Here is a 16,758-nt window from a genome sequence, read left to right as displayed (position 1 = left end):
TTACTGCTTCAACGTTTGCCCAGATAGAGCCTGCCAAAATAAACCTGTCCCTTTTTGGCAGGTTAGATGGTGAATTCGGCGAAGTTACGGTCGCCGCCTGCGGTATCGGTGTCGCCTGTTGCGGCTGCCGGCGCCAGCGCGTCGCCGCCGACGCTTTGCAGCAGCTCGGCCACGTTGGCGTCGGGGTTTTGGCATAGGATGTCGAGCAACTCGATAAAGTCACGAATGACTTCACGCGGCGTCAAGTGCGTATCGGCTCCCACGCGGCCAAACTCAATCTTGAGGAAGTCCACCAAGTCGTTCTCGGTAAGCGTGGGCGTCCAGCCAAAGTAACCGGCATGGATTTGCATGAGTTTTTCGATGAGCACCAGCAACTCCTCATAGGTGAGTGGCTGCAGGCGGATGATGGGCGCGAGCATGTCCTTAAGGTCTTCGCGCGCAAAGCGGCCCTGAGCGAGTCGGCTGCGCAGGGCCTCGTAGGAGAACACGCCGCGGCGGCGGTCTTCGATGGAGGTTGGCGTGCCACCCATGATCATGCCCAGGTACTGCGCCTTGCCCTGGAGCGTGTCGTTGTACATGGTCAGGATCTTCTCGTAGTTGTATTGGCGCGTGATGGCGTTGGGAATCTTATACAGATTCACGAGCTCGTCGATGAGCACCAGCATGCCCTTGTAGCCGCTGCAGACCAAAAATCGCGCAATGAGCTTAACGTAGTCGTACCAGTCGTCATCGCTGATGATGGTTGAGGAACCCAGCTCGGCGCGAGCCTCGCTCTTGGTACGGTATTCGCCGCGGATCCATTTGGTCACGCGGCTCATGGCTTCTTCGTCGCCCTCGGATACGGCCGTGCGATAGCGGCGGAGCATGCGGGTGAAGTCGAAGCCGTGGACCATTTCCTCGAGCGGGGCCAGTTGGGCATTGACGACCGACTCGTCGACGTCGGCGCACGAGGCGACCCAGCGATCAAGAATAAGGTTGAGCGCACCGCCCTCGGGGCGCGTCTTGGTCGATATATTGCGTATGAGCTCGCGGTAGGTGGCAAGGCCCTGCCCCTGCCCGCCCTGCAGACGGCGCTCGGGGGATAAGTCTGCATCGGCGACGACGAATCCCTCGCCCATGGCATGCGTTCGGATGGTTTGGAGCAAAAAGCTCTTGCCGGCGCCGTAGCGACCGACCAGGAAGCGGAAGCTCGCCCCACCGTCGGCGATGAGGCTCAGATCGGTGAGCAGGGCGCGGATCTCGACCTCGCGGCCTACGGTGATGTAAGGAAGGCCGATGCGCGGGACCACGCCGCCCTTGAGCGAGTTGAGAATGACGGCAGCGACGCGCTTGGGCACGCGAGGTGCTGCGGATGCGGTATCACTCATGGTCTAGGTATCCTCTCACGTCTGCTTCGTAGTCCTCGATAATCTGCGGCCCTGCCGCGCTAAATTCAATTACGGTGTCGCCCACCAGGTCAAAGAGCGCCTCGTTGATGGTATCGACGAGCATGTCCTCGCTCTGCTCCGATTGCACTACCGCCGATTCCGCCTGTACTGCGTTGTGCTCGAGCAGCGCGCGGAGATAGGCGTCTGCGGCGAGCGCGAGTTCGTTCGTGGCGTCAGCGGGCGCAGCAGCTGCGAACGCGGGCGTCGGCGCGAGAAGCGGTGCCACGACACCAAACTGTTCGGTGGATATGGTCGGCTCGTCTGACTCGTCCTGCCCTGCGGCCGCCGCGACCGCCTCGACCGTCGCGTCGGCTACGGGCTCGGCTTCCGGTTGCCCTGAGTCCGCTGCCTCGGCTTCTGCGGACGCGCCGTCCTCGCGTTCCTCGTCGATCAAAAGCGCTTCGCGCGTTTGTGCGGCAGCGCTCCGAATGTGCCCCAGCTGGCTCAGATCGATATCGATCTTGACGGGCTGGCGTGCGGCGTCCCACGAAAGCCATGCTACAATCTCGTCATCGATAATCTTGGCCAGATATTTGGGGACCTTTTCTTCCTTAAGGGGATGGGCAGGGTCCAGGGCCAGGCGCAGGCGTTGGTCGCAGGCGCGCATCATCTCGCCAAGTTTGCTGCTCTTTTGTCTGCTGCCGTGAATCCGCATGCATTCCCAAAAACCGTTTTGGCAACGGTAGATATGGATGGGGTCCAGACGGTATTCGCAGTCCTCGTGGCGCTCGGGCGCAAAGAATACGGCCGAGGCAAACATGGTGTAGGACATGGCCGTCTCCTCCCCAAATAAACTTGCCACGATGCCGGTCTTTCGGTGCGTGTCATAGTAGCGCGCCATGCGGACATACACGGCGCACGCCACGTGGCGCAGATCGCGGTGGTGGCTGCGGTCGAGCCGCGAGCTACTTAGGTTGTACGTGGAGAGGGCGTTGATGGCGGCCATGAGTCGCTCCTCGCGCACCTCATCGGGCGGAAGGGGGAGCGTGGGCTCGGAGGTTTTGCGACGCTTAGGGGTCTGGCCGGACGGTGCCGGTACAAGGTCTCGTGCCGCGCGCCGCAGTTCGATAAGGGCGTTATCGAACATGACGGTTTTAGAGTCGCGAAGCAGCTTGGGGTCGAGCCCGTGGAACACGGCGTAATCTTGCAGCCACACGCGCGCAAACCGGTCGATGTTGGGCTCGAAGGCGCGATAGACATCCCAAAAAGCCTTGATCTTGTTAAAACCATCGAGTGGATTATCTACGCCAATGCCGCAGATCAGCTCATAGAGATACAGAAAGGCAAAGGACGTAGACGTTTCCTCGACGGTTCCGCGGCGCACTTGGGCACGCCAGGTAAAGTAGCCGCGCAGTTGCCGGTCGCTCATGGCGTTGTAGGTGGGAAAGTACGACTTAAAGGTGCCGTTGTAGGGACAGTCGTCCTCAAAGTCGGCCATCAGCAGGCCCTGGCGGTAAAAAAGCTCGGCTTCCGAAAGCCAGCGGCCCGCACCGCCCTTGGGGTCATCCTGCCAGCGCGATATCTCGCGCATTTTACGGTACTGGTCGGGGAGGAAATTCTGCATCTGTCGGCCGGTTTTGAGAATCGGCTCGTCTGCGTAGGTTTCGTTTGAGAAGCGGGCGGACTGATGGGTCCGGGCCTCGGCCATGATGCGCTCGATGAGCATCTTGATGTCCTGGTCGGCCACCGCTCCTCCTCTCGAACGCAGCTACGGTGACCTCATATCATAGCACAGCATCAAACAGATGTTCGAGATACCGCTGCGTTGATAGATTTAGAACAGGAGGGCGTAGATGACGGCGATGACGACGGAGGGAAGCATATTGGCCGTGCGGAAGGTCTGAGGACGGATGAGGTTGACGCCGACGCAGAAGATGAGCATGGAGCCTACGAGCGAAAGGCTGTTGAGGGCAGCTGTGGTCATGATGGGGGAGAGCGCGCCGGCAAACAACGTGATCGTCCCCTGGAACACGGCGACGGGCAGGGCGGAGAAGATGCAGCCGCGGCCAAGCGAGGCCGTCATGGTGCAGACGATGATGCAGTCCAGTGCGCCCTTGAGGGCAAGCGTTGACCAGTCGCCGAGCAGGCCGTCCTGGATCGATCCCACAATGGCCATGGCGCCGATGCACACGGTGAGTGAAGTCGAGACAAAAGCGTTGGTGAACTCGTTATCGCCCTCACTGCCAGTCTTGCGCTTGAGCCATTCGCCAAGGTTCTCGATGGCGGCCTCCAAGTTGATGGCCTCGCCGATGAGCGAACCGAGCGCAAATGAGACGATGAGCATGGTGGTACCGGTGGTCGCTAGCGCCTTTCCATCGATGATGAGCATCTTTTGCATGGTGCCGCCCAGGCCGATAAACAGGACGCACAGCCCCGATGCTTTCATGAGCGTGTCTTGGATGCGCGGTGTAATGAAGCGGCCGCCCGCTAATCCCAAAAGACCGCCCGCAACTAAAAGCGCAACGTTGATGATTGTTCCCAAGCCCGGCATGAGCCCTCCTGTATTGATGCCAACGTGGCAATCGTAGCAGAACGAAATGCGAGGCACATCGCGACTCATCTAATACGTTATATAAGTGGTATTAGGAATGATGCGCAGCATTTAAGCCTCAGGTGGTTGTCGGGACATAGGGATAGTAGTCAAAGCGCAGTGTCATAAGCCGCTGTGGGGATTCAATAGCCGCGGCGATGATATTGGCATCGCGGGCACGATCAAACCCTTCGAGTTCGATCTGATACGAAACGTCTTGCATAATGTCCAGACGTCGCCAGGCTAGAAGTGTGTCGCCATCGAATTCCAAGGTCTTGCCTCCGTCTGGGGCAACGGCGTATAAACGCAGTTTAGCGGTGGTTGCAGGGTCGACAACCGTGACCTTTTTAATTTCGTTTCGAGTATTCTTGGCGCCCAACAAGGTGAGCAGTGTTGGGGCCACGACCTCGCCTGATGGCAAAAAGACGACTTCGATGGATTCGGGAAATGCGATGATGGCCGACTTGCGGACGGGCTGATTGGCGGCGGCAACTTCGATGTTTGCAGCATCGATGACCTCTGTGTGGTCGAGGGCGGCAAGCACGCAGCAGTTACCTTCATCGATCTCCTGAGGATCAGCAAGTCCCAGACTGTCCGCGAGCTCGGGATCGTTTGGACCGGTAGCGGGCTCATTCGGCGCTTCGAAAGAAGCTGGGACGCTGTTTGTCGGCGACGGCGTGTCGCCCGCACCTGCTTCTTTGTCCGTGCTCTCTTCTTGTATGGTTGCGTTGATGGGTTCGTCGTTTGAGGGGAGCGTCTTGGCGTCAAGCGCGGAGGGGACAATCCCGATGGCTCCGGATCCGTTCCACTCCATTTCGAGAAGCGCCGGGTCGGCAAGAATGCGTTGCCTGCTTTGCGCGTGGGCATCGATTTCAATAGGGCCTGCCTCTATCCCTCGTGTAAGGCTGAGTGATCCGGCTGACTTCTCGAAATGAGCGTCTGTGTCTTTGGTGCTGACGGCGTAGAACAGCAGGGATGCTTCTCCCGCCGCGATGGCATCGGTGCCCGCCTTGGTCAGCCGCAGCGATGCCGTGAATGAGAGGGTGGGCTGCACATCGTCTGCATTCGCGGCGGCGCAGCCCAGACATATACCGCCTCCTTTCTCGAAAAACGCACCGTCGAAGGCGACCTTCGCTCCGTTCGCCGAGTCATCGACCGAAGCGATATCGATGCGCAACCCCAAATCGCACGGATCGCCATCTGCATCGAGCACAATCGAGCGCCATGTGCAGACGGCGCACCCCGCCTGGGAGCCGTTTGCCTTGTTCGAACGATTGATATCCACGACTATCGAGCCGTCCGTATTACGACGAAGGCATCCCGAGGTTGAGATTGCGGCCTGTGCGAACGAAAAACGCTTGCACGCAATGGCGCTCGACGGATTTGGTGCGGAGCTTAGGGCTGCTGGTAAGGAGTCTGCCATGACGGGAGTCGCCCAAGCGGCGACAGGCGTTCCGGTTGCGAGCGCGCCGCAGAGTGCGACGACGGGCAAAAGGTTCTTCGATGCCATGGGGTCTCCTTAGCTAATTTAGTGCGGCCTGTCCGTGTTTCGTTTCTGGCTGCGTTTGATGTGCAGACCGAGGCCGGCGGTTCCCGCACCTGCTGCCGTGGCGCCTGCTGCCAAGAGCCATCGTCTGTCGTCTGTCTGTGCCAACGGTTCCTTGCAGTTGCCGCGGTCGAGCTCCGAGAGGTCGACCGTCACTTGCGTGGCGGCCTGCGCCTGTTCTTGCTGGGCAAAGGCCATGGCTGGCCCAAACGCTAGGATACTGACGGCGGCCAGGGCGACGGCCTTATGCCGTGTGCGCACCGGGCTCGACCGTCCAGGTGATCGTTGCAACCTGATCGCCTTCGCCGGTTACGCGGAAGATGTCGCGCGTGACGCGGGCGACGTTTCCGCTTGTCTTGAGCTTAATTTTGTCCGTGCCGCCGGCAATGCCCTGGTAGCCCATGTCGAAGGCTGCATTCTTGGAAAGATCGAGGCCCGTCTCCTGCATTGCGGCGCTGGCGTTCTGGAGTGCGCCGTCGGGGCCGACCTTAAAGTCGATGGAATTCTGCGCGGTTCCGGCCTTGGCGTCGGCGGCAATGGTCCAGGTGTTCATGGCGTCGATCTTCATGTTGGTGACATGGATGCCGTAGGCCGAATGATTGTCGATGGTGGTCGCGTCTTCTGAGGGGCCCTGAAGCGTGCCGTCGGCCTTGGCGACGAAGGGAATAACCGTCGGAACTTTGAACTCTACGTTGTCGATCTCGGTCCTGACCATTACTTTCGTGGTTCCAACGCGCCCGGCTGCCAGAGCTGGCGTCGGGGCGGCGCCCATTGCGAGCGCGAGCGCGAGCCCTGCGCCCACGACGAGCGCTCTGGCTCCGTTCATGTTCCTGGTGATGTCCATGGTCGTTCCTTTCTATTCGCCGCGGGCCGTCCCCGCGATGATTGGACGAATGCTGGTGAATTGCGTGCGGTGTCGCGTCGGCCGAAAAAGCTAGTTCTCGGCTTGCTCAACCCGTACCTTGACACGTGTCGGATTGCCGTGGCTGTCGAGGGTCTTGGCATCGAGTGCCTGGATCTCGATGTATGCCTCTCCTTCTTTGATGTCGCCGGCGGGGCACGTCTCGATTGTCTTGCCGGTCTCGACCACACCGGATTCGTACATGGTCTCGTCGTTTTGGATGACGCGGAATCGCTGGGGAAATTTATTGTCTTGGACGTTTTGCACGTTGACGCGCAGCTTGCCGTCCTCCTGTAGCTGAGCGACCGGCGCGACCGAAATCGTCATCATGTTGTCGCGGACGATGGCATCGAGCTCATCTTGGATTTCTTGTCGCGATTTACCCTCTGCCGTCGTGACTGAGGCGCCCGCTTCGGGCACGGGCTGCGACTGCCAGGCGTATAGCCCTACGGCGATGAGGGCGCAGGCGATAGCCAGGCAGACAACGACGAGTTTCTTGCGACGCCCCAGTCCTGCGAGGCGGGGCGGCTTCTTCGCACTCATGCGGCGTCCTTGGTGGTGTAGACACGTGCGAACGTGGACGGGTCCGCTCCAAAGAGCATGTGAAGCATCAGGCGGCGCGAGTAGATGAGCTCGTCAAAGTCGTGAGGGAGCTCGATGTCGTGGATACGCGCGATGTGGTGGGCGAGCGCCGAGAACGACTCGGGGTCGCAGATAACATCGGTGGTGACGTGGTAGACCGCCGTATCGGGGAACGCCTCTTCGTCGAAAGGCAGGAGATAGGGATCGTCGTCGACTTCGATGGCGACGCCGTACTGGGGCCAGTAATATGCCATGGGAACCTCCCTGCTTCTGGGGCCAAAACTTCTATCGGTTTTGGCTGTCGACGCCGACCGTATCAGCCGCTACTTGACCAATTTCTGACCAAATGCTTGACGGATTGACATCTCCGCAGGTAAAAGGTGGAAAAATTACTTCAACTTTTTTCGAGCGACAATCGAGCGGTCGGCGACGGCGGGGCGATATGTGTCAAAAGCATCGTCTGCCGAGGAAGCCTTGCCGTTCGCCGAATTGCACAAACGTAAAAATCGCCAATTATGGAGACGGTCTCGAACACGTCGACGAAACGATGCGGTAACATCTCCCTGCAAACACTGTAGTTAGCTAAAGGGGGAGTTCGCGTGTCTGCAACCATCAAACCCTTCACCGATGAGTTCGAAGAGTATGGCCGCGATGAATCTCGTGCATCGGGCGAAGCATCGAGCATCTCGTTTCCGACAACGGAAGACGAGGTCCGTGCCATTTTGGAAACGCTCCATGCCGAGCGTGTCCCGGTAACGGTTCAGGGCGCCCGAACCGGCCTTGCCGCCGGTGCCGTGCCCCACGGTGGGCATATCCTCAATACTTCCCGTATGAATCGCTACTTGGGCCTTCGCCGCGATGAACAAGGCCAATTTCTGCTGCGCGTGGAGCCGGGCGTTGTGCTCTCGGAGCTGCGCAAGCAGCTGAGCAAGAAGGTACTGCCGACCGCTGGTTGGGACCAGGCATCGCTTGAGGCCTACGAGGAGTTCCAAGAGTCCCCCGAGCAGTTCTTTCCCACCGATCCCACCGAGGCATCTGCCTGTCTGGGTGGCATGGCGGCATGCAACGCCTCCGGCGCCCGCAGCTACGCTTACGGCCCCATGCGCCCGCATATCACGGGACTCCACGTCGCGCTGGCTGATGGCGATTTGCTTGAGCTTCAGCGCGGCGAGGCTTTTGCCCAGGGCCGCCACCTGTCGCTCGTGACGGCAGAGGGTCATACATTCGAGCTTGATCTTCCTGACTACACCATGCCCAAGACCAAAAATGCCTCGGGGTATTTTGTTGCGGACGATATGGACGCCATCGATCTTTTTATCGGTGCGTGCGGCACGCTCGGCGTCATTACCGAGCTCGAGATCGCCCTGCAGGCGGCACCTTCGGTCGTATGGGGTGTGAGTTGCTTTTTCGATAGCGAAGACAAGGCCGTGTCCTTTACCGATTCCGTGCGTCCCGTGCTGTCCCATGCCGCCGCTATTGAGTATTTCGATGCTGGCGCCCTGGATATCCTGCGTCGCCAGCGCGAGCAGTCGACAGCGTTTGCCTCGCTGCCGGCGCTCGACGACGAGGCAAAGGTCTGTGTCTACGTGGAGCTCGACTGCGATGACGAGGCGCAGGCGACCGAGGAGCTGTACCACCTTGGATGGGTGCTGGAGTTTGCGGGCGGCCGCGACGATGCGACATGGGTCGCCCGCACCGAAGTCGATCGCGAGTGCCAGCGGTTCTTCCGCCACGCGGTGCCCGAGAGCGTCAACATGCTCATTGACGAGCGTCGCCGCACCGACCCCACCATTACCAAGCTGGGATCGGATATGTCGGTGCCCAATGCACGCCTTGCCGATGTCATGGCCCTCTATCGCCGCACGCTGGCCGAAAGCGGGCTTGAGTCTGCTGCCTGGGGACACATCGGGAACAACCATCTGCATGTGAACATCCTGCCGCGCGATGCGCAAGACTACCGTCGTGGTGGAGAGCTCTTTGCCCAGTGGGCTTCCGAGGTCACGGCCATGGGCGGTGCCGTTTCTGCCGAACACGGCGTCGGCAAGATCAAGGCGGGCTTCTTGGAGACGATGTACGGCCACGAGGCCATGGTCGAGTCGGCGCGCCTCAAACTCCAGCTCGATCCTGCCGGCCAGTTGGGTCGCGGCAACCTGTTTACGGAGAAGCTCTTGGATGAACTCGTCCAGAAAGGGGGCGCGTGAAGATGAGTGATTTCCATATGGTGGTGTGCGTCAAGGCGGTGCCCGGAAGCACCGAGGTCAAGATGGACCCCAAGACCAATACTATCGTGCGTGATGGCAAGCAGGCGGTCATTAATCCCTTCGATGCAAGTGCCCTCGAATGTGCGCTAGCGCTGAAGGACGACTTTATCGGCTTTGGCATGGACGTGCGTGTGACGGTGGTGTCGATGGGCATCCCCGCGACCGAATCGCTGCTGCGCGACTGCATCGCCCGCGGTGCCGACGACGCGCTGCTGCTGACCGATCGCGCCTTTGCGGGCGCCGATACCCTAGCCACCACCTATGCCCTCAAATGCGGCATCGAGGCACTCGATGAGGACTTTGACCTGCTCATCTGCGGCAAGATGGCGGTGGACGGCGATACGGCCCAGATCGGCCCCGAGCTGGCCGGCGCCTTTGGGGTCCCCTGCGTGACCGACGTGAGCTGTGTGCAGAGCGCGGGATTTACGACGTGTGGCTCGCTGGCGCTCGTTCACGGCTGCGATGCCGGCGAGGAGACGGTGTACCTGGAGATGCCGTGTGCGATGACGACTGCCAAGGAGATTGGCCAGCTGCGCATGCCGAGTATTGCCGGTATTCGCGCGGCCGAGGATGCAGACGTGCGCGTGGCCAGCGCTGCCGACGTAAACGCCGACCCCTCGCGTTGCGGCCTTGCCGGATCACCGACGCAGGTCGTGCGCTCGTTTGTGCCCGACCGTGACCAAACGTGCGAGGCCGTCGAGGGAACGGCGTCCGAGCAGGCGGTAAAACTTGCCAAGATTATCGAGGGGATGGCATAGATGAGCGGGCTGATTATCGATAGCGAAGCCTGTATCGGCTGCGGTCGCTGCGTTCGCGCCTGCGCCTCGGGCGGCATTGTGGTGGAGGGTGAGCGCCCCAATCGCTGTGCCCGCGTAACCGACGGCTGTATCCTGTGCGGTGGGTGCGTCGACGCCTGCCCCGTCAACGCCATCTCGATTGAGCGCGACGAGGCCGCCGGCGCGGCAGACCTTGACGCATATCGAGACATCTGGATCTTCGTGCAGACTGACGAGCACGATGCCGTTGCATCCGTGGCCTTCGAGCTCATGGGCAAGGGGCGCGAGCTTGCCGATGCCCGCGGCTGCCGTCTGGTGGCACTGGTCGGCATGAGCCCCGAGGGCTCACTCGGGGACCTGGAGCATCTGATTTGCGCCGGTGCGGACGAAGTTCTGGTCTGTCGTGACGAGCGCCTGCGTCAGAACGACGCGGAGGTCTACGCTCGCTTGATCTGCGATTTGGTAGCCGAGCGCAAGCCCGAGGCCATTCTGTACGGCGCGACCGCCTTTGGTCGCGAGCTGGCGCCCGGTGTGGCCGTGCGCTTGCAGACGGGTCTTACGGCCGATTGCACGGTGCTTTCTATGGATACGGAGACGGGTCTGCTGCAGCAGACGCGCCCGGCGTTTGGCGGCAACCTGATGGCCACCATTATCTGCCCCAACCACCGTCCTCAGATGGCAACGGTGCGCCCCGGCATCTTTAAGGCGCCCGAGTTTGACTATAGCCGCTCCGGCACGATTACCCAGGTAGTGCTTGCGGATGACGTTAAGGCCCGCGTCGAGATCTCGATTCCCGCCGAGGAGTGGGGACAGCAGGCCTCAATTGCCGATGCCGAGCGCCTGGTCGTGGTGGGCCGCGGCATCGGCTCCAAGAAGAATCTGGCCCTGATGCGAAAGCTCGCCGATGCCCTGGGTGCCGAGCTTGGTTGCACGCGTCCCATTGTGGAGGCAGGCTGGTTGGAGTATCGCCACCAAATTGGCCAGACGGGTGTATCGGTCTCGCCCAAGCTTCTCGTGAGTATCGGTGTTTCGGGCGCCATCCAGCATCTTGCCGGCATCGGTGGGGCGGAGTGCATTATCGCCATCAACGAGGACCCGGATGCCCCCATCTTTGGTGCTGCCCAGTACAAGGTTGTCGGTGATGCCGTCGAGGTCGTCGAGGAGCTGCTGGCCCAGTTTGAGCGCTAGGCACGCGCCAGCCAGTCGCGCATCTCGTCCTTTAGGCGGCTCCAGGTTGCCTGCGTGGCGGGGTCGGTAAAGGGCCGCGTAATGCCAAAGGGCGCGTCGAGCAGGCGGTAGATATCGCCTTGCTCGCGCGCCAGCGCGCGGCTTGCCGGATAGACGAGCTCAAACATAAAGCAGATAAGCCCCACCAAGAAGTCGGCGGGCTCATCGCGCTCATCGCGCGCGACGCAGCGGTGCTCGTCAAAGGCGGTAAGCGCCGGTGTCGAGAAGTGGCTGGCGAGAAACGTGTCCTCATCCACCTTGAGGACGGTGTCGACGGTGCTGTCGGCGATGGTGCGCATAATGTCGATCTTGTCGCCATCGCGCACGATGTCGCAGAAGCTCCGCGTGCGCTCGTCGAGCTGTGCGGGTAGACGGAAATCGCTGTGATAGGCGATGCTCGCTCGGATGAGCTCATCTTCTGCCGGGTCATCGATAAAGTCGCGGATGCTCATTACGGCGGGTGCATCGGCGGGATTCTCGCCAAAGAGGACCTCGATGCCCAGCACTGCATGGCTCATGCTCTCGGCGTCCTTAAAGGTGTCCCAGCGTCGCAGCTGCTCAAAGCGGCCCATATCGTGCAGCAGGCCGCAAAGCCATGCCAGGTCAATATCTTCTGACGACCAGCCCTGCTCGCGCGCTACGGCATCGCATGCCTCGGCCACGTGGTACGTATGCTCGATTTTGAGCGCGATGCGTGGGTTGGTGGCGTCGTAGGCATCGGTGTAGCTTTTGAAGGCCGCGCGCGCCCGGTCTCGATCGATAGCTGTCATAATGACTTCCTAAAAAGTTGTGTCTTTCGATCCGGTGGCAATTGTAGGTGAACTTTATTGCCACCGGTTGATATTTCTGCTGCGTTGCAAGGCGCGCTGCAGACGACTTACCAGAATGGGAGTGGCATGGTCCTTAGGATCTTTAAAATCGTCTGGCCAGTGATGCTTACCTATGTTGCAATAGGCGCGCCGTGCGGAATGATCATGGGGCAGACGGGAATGGAGCCCTGGATGGTCTTTGCTCTGAGCAGCACGTTTGTGACGGGCAGCGGCCAGTTTATGATCTGCAATCTTTGGCTGGCGGGCGTACCGGCACCTTCGATTATCGCGAGCGTCGCCGCCATCTCCTCGCGCTTCGCTCTTTACTCGGCATCGATCGCACCCCATCTGGCGGGCGCCTCGAAGCGTCAGACGCTGGCTGTTGCCGCGACGCTCACCGAGGAGGCATACGGCATCTCGCTTGCCAAGCTGGTTGAGGGGGAGGATTGGGGCCCGCGCGAATCCTTCGTGCTCAACGTGATCCTCATCGCGACATGGGGCGCTTCGTGCACGATGGGTGCCATCGTCGGTGCCGTTGTCGATGTTCCCACCGCTATTGCGAGTTTCGTCTGCACGTCGCTCTTTATCTGTCTACTCTTTTCGCAGCGGCTGTCGCGCGGCAACGTTGTCGCGGCGGTTTCGGGCGCGGTGTCCGTCGCCGTATGCAAGTTCTTGGGCCTCACGAATATTGCCGTGCCGGCAAGCGTCGTGGTCGGCATTGCCATTGCGCTGGCGTGCGATGCTGTATTAGACGGAAGAGGTGCCCGCGATGCCCGTTAACGAGTTCTTGGTTCTGTGGCTGTCGTCGTGGGCTGCTATCGCGTTCTTTCGCATCGCGCCGGCGTTTGCCTTGCGCGGGAGAACGCTGTCGCCCCGCATTACCGAGGCCCTGGGTTATATCCCGCCCGCTGCCTTTGCCGCGCTGGTCGCCAACGACTTGGTGAGCCCCGGGGCGTTCGACGCGGGACTCTGGCCTGCCTTGGTTCCCTGGATTGCGGCTGCCGGCGTCGTGGTGGTGGCAATCAGGACAAAGTCGATGTTGTGGTGCTGTGTTTCGGGCATCGTGCTCTATATCGTTTTGAGCCTCGTATAAGAGCGGGACACGTTTAGCATCCCGGCCAACGAATCCAATTTTTCACCGAGCTGGTCTATTTCTTCTGGTACCATGGTCAAACTTTACTGTAGCAAAGCGTGACGTGGGCTTTTGTACCCCGTCAGCGGAAATGGGGGTTTCATGGCACAGGAAGCGACCGCCAACGAGCAAAAGAAATTCAAGGTCCCGCGCATCCCGGGCGACATCATGATCTATCCGATGATCGTCGGTCTTTTGCTCAACACCTTCTGCCCGCAGGTTTTTGAGATCGGCGGCTTCTTTACGGCTGCCTGCCGCGGTGGCTCCAATACCATCGTCGCCGCGATCCTGCTGTTTGTGGGCGCCGGCATCAGCTTTAAGTCCACGCCGGGTGCCATCAAGACCGGTATCGTCGTGCTGATCCCCAAGCTGGTCGTCGCAGCGGCTCTCGGCCTGGGCGTGGCATATTTCTTTAACGACAACTTCCTGGGTCTGAGCTCCGTGTCTATCATCGGCGGCATCACGTTTTGCAACATGGCGCTCTATACGGGCATCATGGGCGAGTTCGGCGATGAGTCCGAGCAGGGCGCCGTCGGTATCCTGTTCTTTACGGCTGGCCCCGCCGTCACGATGATCATCCTCGGTGTTTCCGGCCTCGCCAACATTCCCATTGGCACCATTATCGGCTCCATCTTGCCACTCGTTATTGGCATGGTTCTGGGCAACCTGTTCCCGTTTATCAAGAACCTGCTGGTTCCCGGTGCCAATCCCGCGATTGCCGTCATCGGATTTCAGCTCGGTGCGTCCATGAGCCTGTCGAGCTTTATCACCGGCGGTATTTCCGGCATCTTGCTGGGCCTTGTCACGCTGTTTGTCGTCGGTCCCATCACCTTTGCGTTCGAGCGTCTGTGCGGCGGCAATGGCAAGGCCGCTGTGGCTTGCTCCACCATTGCCGGCACGGCTATGACCACACCGGTTGCCCTCGCCGAGGTCGCACCGCGTTACGCCGAGCTTGCGCCCACCGCGTACGCTCAGATCGCCACCGCCGTTATCATCACGGCGATCATGGCTCCGATTCTGACTGGCTGGGTCGACAAGAAGTTCTGCCAAGGCAAGGAGGATCTGTCGCCTGTCGGTGTCGAGGCCATCGAGGAGGCCGTCGCGACTGACATCGATGGCGAGTAGCAATCGATACCCATCAATGATGCCGGCGTGTGCAATTCGCGCCGTATGGGCGCCCGAACAGAAACTGTTTTGCAGTGATGTTCGGGCGCTCTGCTATTATCCCCTTTACCCCTGCGGAGTAAAGGGGTGTTTATTGCCCTGATTCGAATTGGGCGATTCTGACCACTTGGGTATTGAAGGGATGGCGCTAGTGGTTAAGGCACTCAAGATTGAGATATTCGTGCTATGCATGATTGTTCTTATCGGGCTTGCCGTGCGAAGTCGTTGCTCCTTGTTCTCGAGCACCCAGCAGCTATTGTTTAGCATGCTTGGCTACACCTCTGCCGCGTACATATTATTCGATATGATCTGGACGCTTTCGGACGGTGTGGACGGCACGTTGGGCATTGCTGCCAACTGGATTTCCAACGCGGTTTCGTTTTCGCTCTTTGCTATCGCGTGTCTCATTTGGTTTATCTATTCCGAGACGGTGCAGGGTTCTCGTCTTTTGACCTCGCGCTATAGGGTGGTGCTTGTAGCGTTGCCTACGGCTCTGGTGGTCGTGCTGGCGTTTACCAGTTACTGGACGCACGCCCTGTTCTATATCGATTCGCAGGGCGTGTATCGTCGCGGCTTTGCCTATATGATCCAGCCCATCGTCAGCTACTGTTACGTTATACATACGTCCCTGCATGCGTTTGTGCAATCTCGCAGGGTCGAGAGCCTGCAGACGAAGGCCATCTATCGAACCTTGGCATTTTTCGCCATTCCGGCCCTGGTGGGCGGTACCTTTCAGGTCGTATACTCGGTGCCCGGCCTTTGTGTCGGCATAATGATTAGCATGTTGCTGCTTTACATCATCTACCAGGAGCAGCTCATCTCGACCGACCCGTTGACTGGACTTAACAATCGCAACCGTTTTGAGACCTATATGCTGTCGCTCTTCTCAAATGTGGATCAGGCCGAAGATGTATATCTGCTTATGATGGACGCCGACGGCTTTAAGCAGATTAACGATCGCTATGGGCATGTGGAGGGCGACCACGCTCTTCAGGTTGTTGCGACGGCGCTCAAGGATGCCTGTTCGCCGGCTGGTGGCTTTATCGCACGTTATGGCGGCGATGAGTTCGTGGTGCTCCAAAAGGCAGCGGCGGAACAGGACATCATGCGTCTGTGCGCGGCAATCAACGATGAACTCGCACGCGCCGAGGTGCCGTATCTGTTGCGGATGTCCATCGGCTATGCACGGGTCGGTGATGGTGTCGATACCTGGCAAGATTTGCTTCGCGCCGCCGACGCGGAGCTCTACCGCGTAAAGTACGAGAAGAAGAAAGCTGGCGTCCAGATACGCTAGAAATAGGGGCGCACGCTTGCGTGCATGGTGGCCCTCGGCTCTCCGATGTATTCCATTAAACTAAAGTATGTGAATCCCCTCTGCTAAATAAGGGCAGTTCGCTAGGCCTTTTTAGGCCTGTTGACGATGATGATGCCGCCGCAGACCAACAGCAGGGCGACTATAACGGTAACGGGGCTCGTGCCGGCGCCCTCGCCGAGCAGCAGCGCACTCAACAGCACACCAAAGACGGGGTTCATAAACCCAAAGACCGAGACGCGGCTGACGGGGTTGACGGCAAGCAGGCGCGACCATAGCGAGTACGCGATGGCGGAGATGAGTGCCATATAGATAATGAGCGCGATGGCGGGGATGATCGCGGTGGGGGAGAGCGCGCCGCCCATCAAAAACCCGATGGCGGTGAGGACCAGGCCGCCGACCAAGAACTGCCACCCGGCAAGCAAGACACCGTCGTGCTCGCGCGAGAAGATGCCGATCAGGCAGGTCGACAGGGCACCCGCGACGGTGGAGGCAAGGATAAAGCCCTCGCCGTCGAGCGTAAAGCCAAAGGTGCCGTCCGCGCCCGAAAGGTTGACGAGCGCGACGCCGGCAAAGCCCAGTACACAGCCGAGCACCTTGGCCGCATCGAGCTTTTCGGTGCGAAACGCCAGGGCGGCAAAGAGGATTGCGAGGAAGTTGGCGCTGGCCTCGATGATGGAGCTCGACATGGCACTGGCGCGTGAGAGTCCCAGGTAGAAAAAGAAGTACTGCCCGATAGTCTGGAAGAGTGACAGGATGCAGATGGGCTTGATATCGCGTACCTGTGGGACGAGCGGGCGGCGCTGAGCTGTGCTCATACCGACGATAACCAGGATGCCGGCAAGCGTGAAGCGCAAACCTGCAAAGAGTAGCTGCGAGGCGCTATCGTGCGCCGGGATCCCAAAGAGTGCGTAGCCGATCTTGATGCAGGGAAAGGCCGATCCCCAGAGTGCACAGCAAACAAGACAGCCCAGGATGAGTCCGGGCAGGGTGGCGAGATACGGCTTGCGGCTTTCCATGATGTCCTTCCTACATGCGCGAAGCAAAAAAGAACCCGCCACCGGATGTGTCGGTGGCGGGTGTTGTTACCC

Annotated in this window: 17 protein-coding genes; 7 read left to right on the top strand and 10 right to left on the bottom strand. The window is 60.0% G+C overall.

Features of this window, described 5'->3' with window-relative positions:
* Positions 1-62 precede the first annotated feature (62 nt).
* The 8 genes from DXD16_RS03975 to DXD16_RS03940 form a co-directional block, all read right to left on the bottom strand.
* Entirely contained in the window at positions 63-1,367 is a 1,305-nt protein-coding gene (locus DXD16_RS03975; RefSeq protein WP_117655190.1) for an ATP-binding protein, read from the bottom strand.
* Entirely contained in the window at positions 1,360-3,114 is a 1,755-nt protein-coding gene (locus DXD16_RS03970) for a TerB N-terminal domain-containing protein (RefSeq protein ID WP_233502597.1), read from the bottom strand. Before DXD16_RS03970 ends, DXD16_RS03975 begins: the two co-directional genes overlap by 8 nt.
* An 87-nt stretch (positions 3,115-3,201) precedes the next feature.
* Positions 3,202-3,918, bottom strand: a complete 717-nt coding sequence (locus DXD16_RS03965; protein WP_172622415.1) for a DUF554 domain-containing protein — start codon at positions 3,916-3,918, stop codon at positions 3,202-3,204.
* A 118-nt stretch (positions 3,919-4,036) separates the two neighbouring features.
* On the bottom strand, positions 4,037-5,467 hold the full coding sequence (locus DXD16_RS03960) for a hypothetical protein (protein WP_117645731.1): 1,431 nt from the start codon (positions 5,465-5,467) through the stop codon (positions 4,037-4,039).
* Positions 5,468-5,485: 18 nt separating this feature from the next.
* On the bottom strand, positions 5,486-5,701 hold the full coding sequence (locus tag DXD16_RS03955; protein ID WP_147325188.1) for a hypothetical protein: 216 nt from the start codon (positions 5,699-5,701) through the stop codon (positions 5,486-5,488).
* Positions 5,702-5,747: 46 nt separating this feature from the next.
* Positions 5,748-6,347: a hypothetical protein gene (locus DXD16_RS03950; RefSeq protein ID WP_089573324.1), complete on the bottom strand. Its 600-nt coding sequence runs from the start codon at positions 6,345-6,347 to the stop codon at positions 5,748-5,750.
* Positions 6,348-6,437: 90 nt separating this feature from the next.
* Positions 6,438-6,947: a hypothetical protein gene (locus DXD16_RS03945; RefSeq protein WP_117629648.1), complete on the bottom strand. Its 510-nt coding sequence runs from the start codon at positions 6,945-6,947 to the stop codon at positions 6,438-6,440.
* Positions 6,944-7,240 (bottom strand): hypothetical protein, encoded by a 297-nt coding sequence (locus DXD16_RS03940; RefSeq protein ID WP_089573322.1) that lies wholly within the window; start codon positions 7,238-7,240, stop codon positions 6,944-6,946. Before DXD16_RS03940 ends, DXD16_RS03945 begins: the two co-directional genes overlap by 4 nt.
* Positions 7,241-7,585: 345 nt before the next feature.
* Here DXD16_RS03940 and DXD16_RS03930 point away from each other — a divergent pair, with 345 nt between their 5' ends.
* From DXD16_RS03930 to DXD16_RS03920, 3 genes are read left to right on the top strand one after another with little or no spacing between them, the layout of a single operon-like run.
* Positions 7,586-9,187 (top strand): FAD-binding oxidoreductase, encoded by a 1,602-nt coding sequence (locus tag DXD16_RS03930; RefSeq protein ID WP_117655188.1) that lies wholly within the window; start codon positions 7,586-7,588, stop codon positions 9,185-9,187.
* A 2-nt stretch (positions 9,188-9,189) separates the two neighbouring features.
* Positions 9,190-10,005 carry an electron transfer flavoprotein subunit beta/FixA family protein gene (locus tag DXD16_RS03925; RefSeq protein WP_089573320.1) on the top strand — a complete coding sequence of 272 codons (816 nt, stop codon included), beginning with the start codon at positions 9,190-9,192 and terminating at the stop codon, positions 10,003-10,005.
* A complete protein-coding gene (locus DXD16_RS03920; protein ID WP_117655187.1) occupies positions 10,006-11,211 on the top strand; it encodes an electron transfer flavoprotein subunit alpha in 1,206 nt (401 codons plus the stop codon).
* On the opposite strand, the gene DXD16_RS03915 is transcribed toward DXD16_RS03920, so the two are convergent.
* Positions 11,208-12,020 carry an HD domain-containing protein gene (locus tag DXD16_RS03915; RefSeq protein WP_117582900.1) on the bottom strand — a complete coding sequence of 271 codons (813 nt, stop codon included), beginning with the start codon at positions 12,018-12,020 and terminating at the stop codon, positions 11,208-11,210. The genes DXD16_RS03920 and DXD16_RS03915 overlap by 4 nt on opposite strands.
* Positions 12,021-12,146: 126 nt before the next feature.
* Here DXD16_RS03915 and DXD16_RS03910 point away from each other — a divergent pair, with 126 nt between their 5' ends.
* The 4 genes from DXD16_RS03910 (at position 12,147) to DXD16_RS03895 (ending at position 15,649) form a co-directional block, all read left to right on the top strand.
* A complete protein-coding gene (locus DXD16_RS03910) occupies positions 12,147-12,839 on the top strand; it encodes an AzlC family ABC transporter permease (protein ID WP_117645722.1) in 693 nt (230 codons plus the stop codon).
* Complete coding sequence (locus DXD16_RS03905; RefSeq protein WP_117582902.1) at positions 12,829-13,152, top strand: AzlD domain-containing protein; 324 nt, start codon at positions 12,829-12,831, stop codon at positions 13,150-13,152. The genes DXD16_RS03910 and DXD16_RS03905 overlap by 11 nt, the downstream gene beginning before the upstream one ends.
* A 141-nt stretch (positions 13,153-13,293) precedes the next feature.
* Entirely contained in the window at positions 13,294-14,316 is a 1,023-nt protein-coding gene (locus DXD16_RS03900; RefSeq protein ID WP_117645720.1) for a 2-keto-3-deoxygluconate permease, read from the top strand.
* A 190-nt stretch (positions 14,317-14,506) separates the two neighbouring features.
* The gene (locus tag DXD16_RS03895) at positions 14,507-15,649 is read left to right on the top strand and encodes a diguanylate cyclase (protein ID WP_158551538.1); all 1,143 of its coding nucleotides are present in this window, start codon (positions 14,507-14,509) and stop codon (positions 15,647-15,649) included.
* A gap of 101 nt (positions 15,650-15,750) precedes the next feature.
* Here DXD16_RS03895 and DXD16_RS03890 read toward each other — a convergent pair whose 3' ends face one another.
* The gene (locus DXD16_RS03890) at positions 15,751-16,686 is read right to left on the bottom strand and encodes a DMT family transporter (protein WP_117655185.1); all 936 of its coding nucleotides are present in this window, start codon (positions 16,684-16,686) and stop codon (positions 15,751-15,753) included.
* Positions 16,687-16,758: the final 72 nt, after the last annotated feature.

Origin of the sequence: Collinsella sp. TF11-5AC, assembly GCF_003436775.1 — a bacterium.
Classification (GTDB): Bacteria; Actinomycetota; Coriobacteriia; order Coriobacteriales; family Coriobacteriaceae; genus Collinsella.
Note: the sequence above shows the minus strand (reverse complement) of the source record. Positions and strands in the feature narration are given on the sequence as shown.

Coding starts and splice junctions, on each gene's coding strand:
- DXD16_RS03960 (WP_117645731.1), bottom strand. CDS start 5,467: ATGGCATCGAAGAACCTTTTGCCCGTCGTCGCACTCTGCGGCGCGCTC.
- DXD16_RS03950 (WP_089573324.1), bottom strand. CDS start 6,347: ATGGACATCACCAGGAACATGAACGGAGCCAGAGCGCTCGTCGTGGGC.
- DXD16_RS03975 (WP_117655190.1), bottom strand. CDS start 1,367: ATGAGTGATACCGCATCCGCAGCACCTCGCGTGCCCAAGCGCGTCGCT.
- DXD16_RS03890 (WP_117655185.1), bottom strand. CDS start 16,686: ATGGAAAGCCGCAAGCCGTATCTCGCCACCCTGCCCGGACTCATCCTG.
- DXD16_RS03945 (WP_117629648.1), bottom strand. CDS start 6,947: ATGAGTGCGAAGAAGCCGCCCCGCCTCGCAGGACTGGGGCGTCGCAAG.
- DXD16_RS03915 (WP_117582900.1), bottom strand. CDS start 12,020: ATGACAGCTATCGATCGAGACCGGGCGCGCGCGGCCTTCAAAAGCTAC.
- DXD16_RS03955 (WP_147325188.1), bottom strand. CDS start 5,701: ATGGCCTTTGCCCAGCAAGAACAGGCGCAGGCCGCCACGCAAGTGACG.
- DXD16_RS03910 (WP_117645722.1), top strand. CDS start 12,147: ATGGTCCTTAGGATCTTTAAAATCGTCTGGCCAGTGATGCTTACCTAT.
- DXD16_RS03965 (WP_172622415.1), bottom strand. CDS start 3,918: ATGCCGGGCTTGGGAACAATCATCAACGTTGCGCTTTTAGTTGCGGGC.
- DXD16_RS03905 (WP_117582902.1), top strand. CDS start 12,829: ATGCCCGTTAACGAGTTCTTGGTTCTGTGGCTGTCGTCGTGGGCTGCT.
- DXD16_RS03940 (WP_089573322.1), bottom strand. CDS start 7,240: ATGGCATATTACTGGCCCCAGTACGGCGTCGCCATCGAAGTCGACGAC.
- DXD16_RS03900 (WP_117645720.1), top strand. CDS start 13,294: ATGGCACAGGAAGCGACCGCCAACGAGCAAAAGAAATTCAAGGTCCCG.
- DXD16_RS03920 (WP_117655187.1), top strand. CDS start 10,006: ATGAGCGGGCTGATTATCGATAGCGAAGCCTGTATCGGCTGCGGTCGC.
- DXD16_RS03925 (WP_089573320.1), top strand. CDS start 9,190: ATGAGTGATTTCCATATGGTGGTGTGCGTCAAGGCGGTGCCCGGAAGC.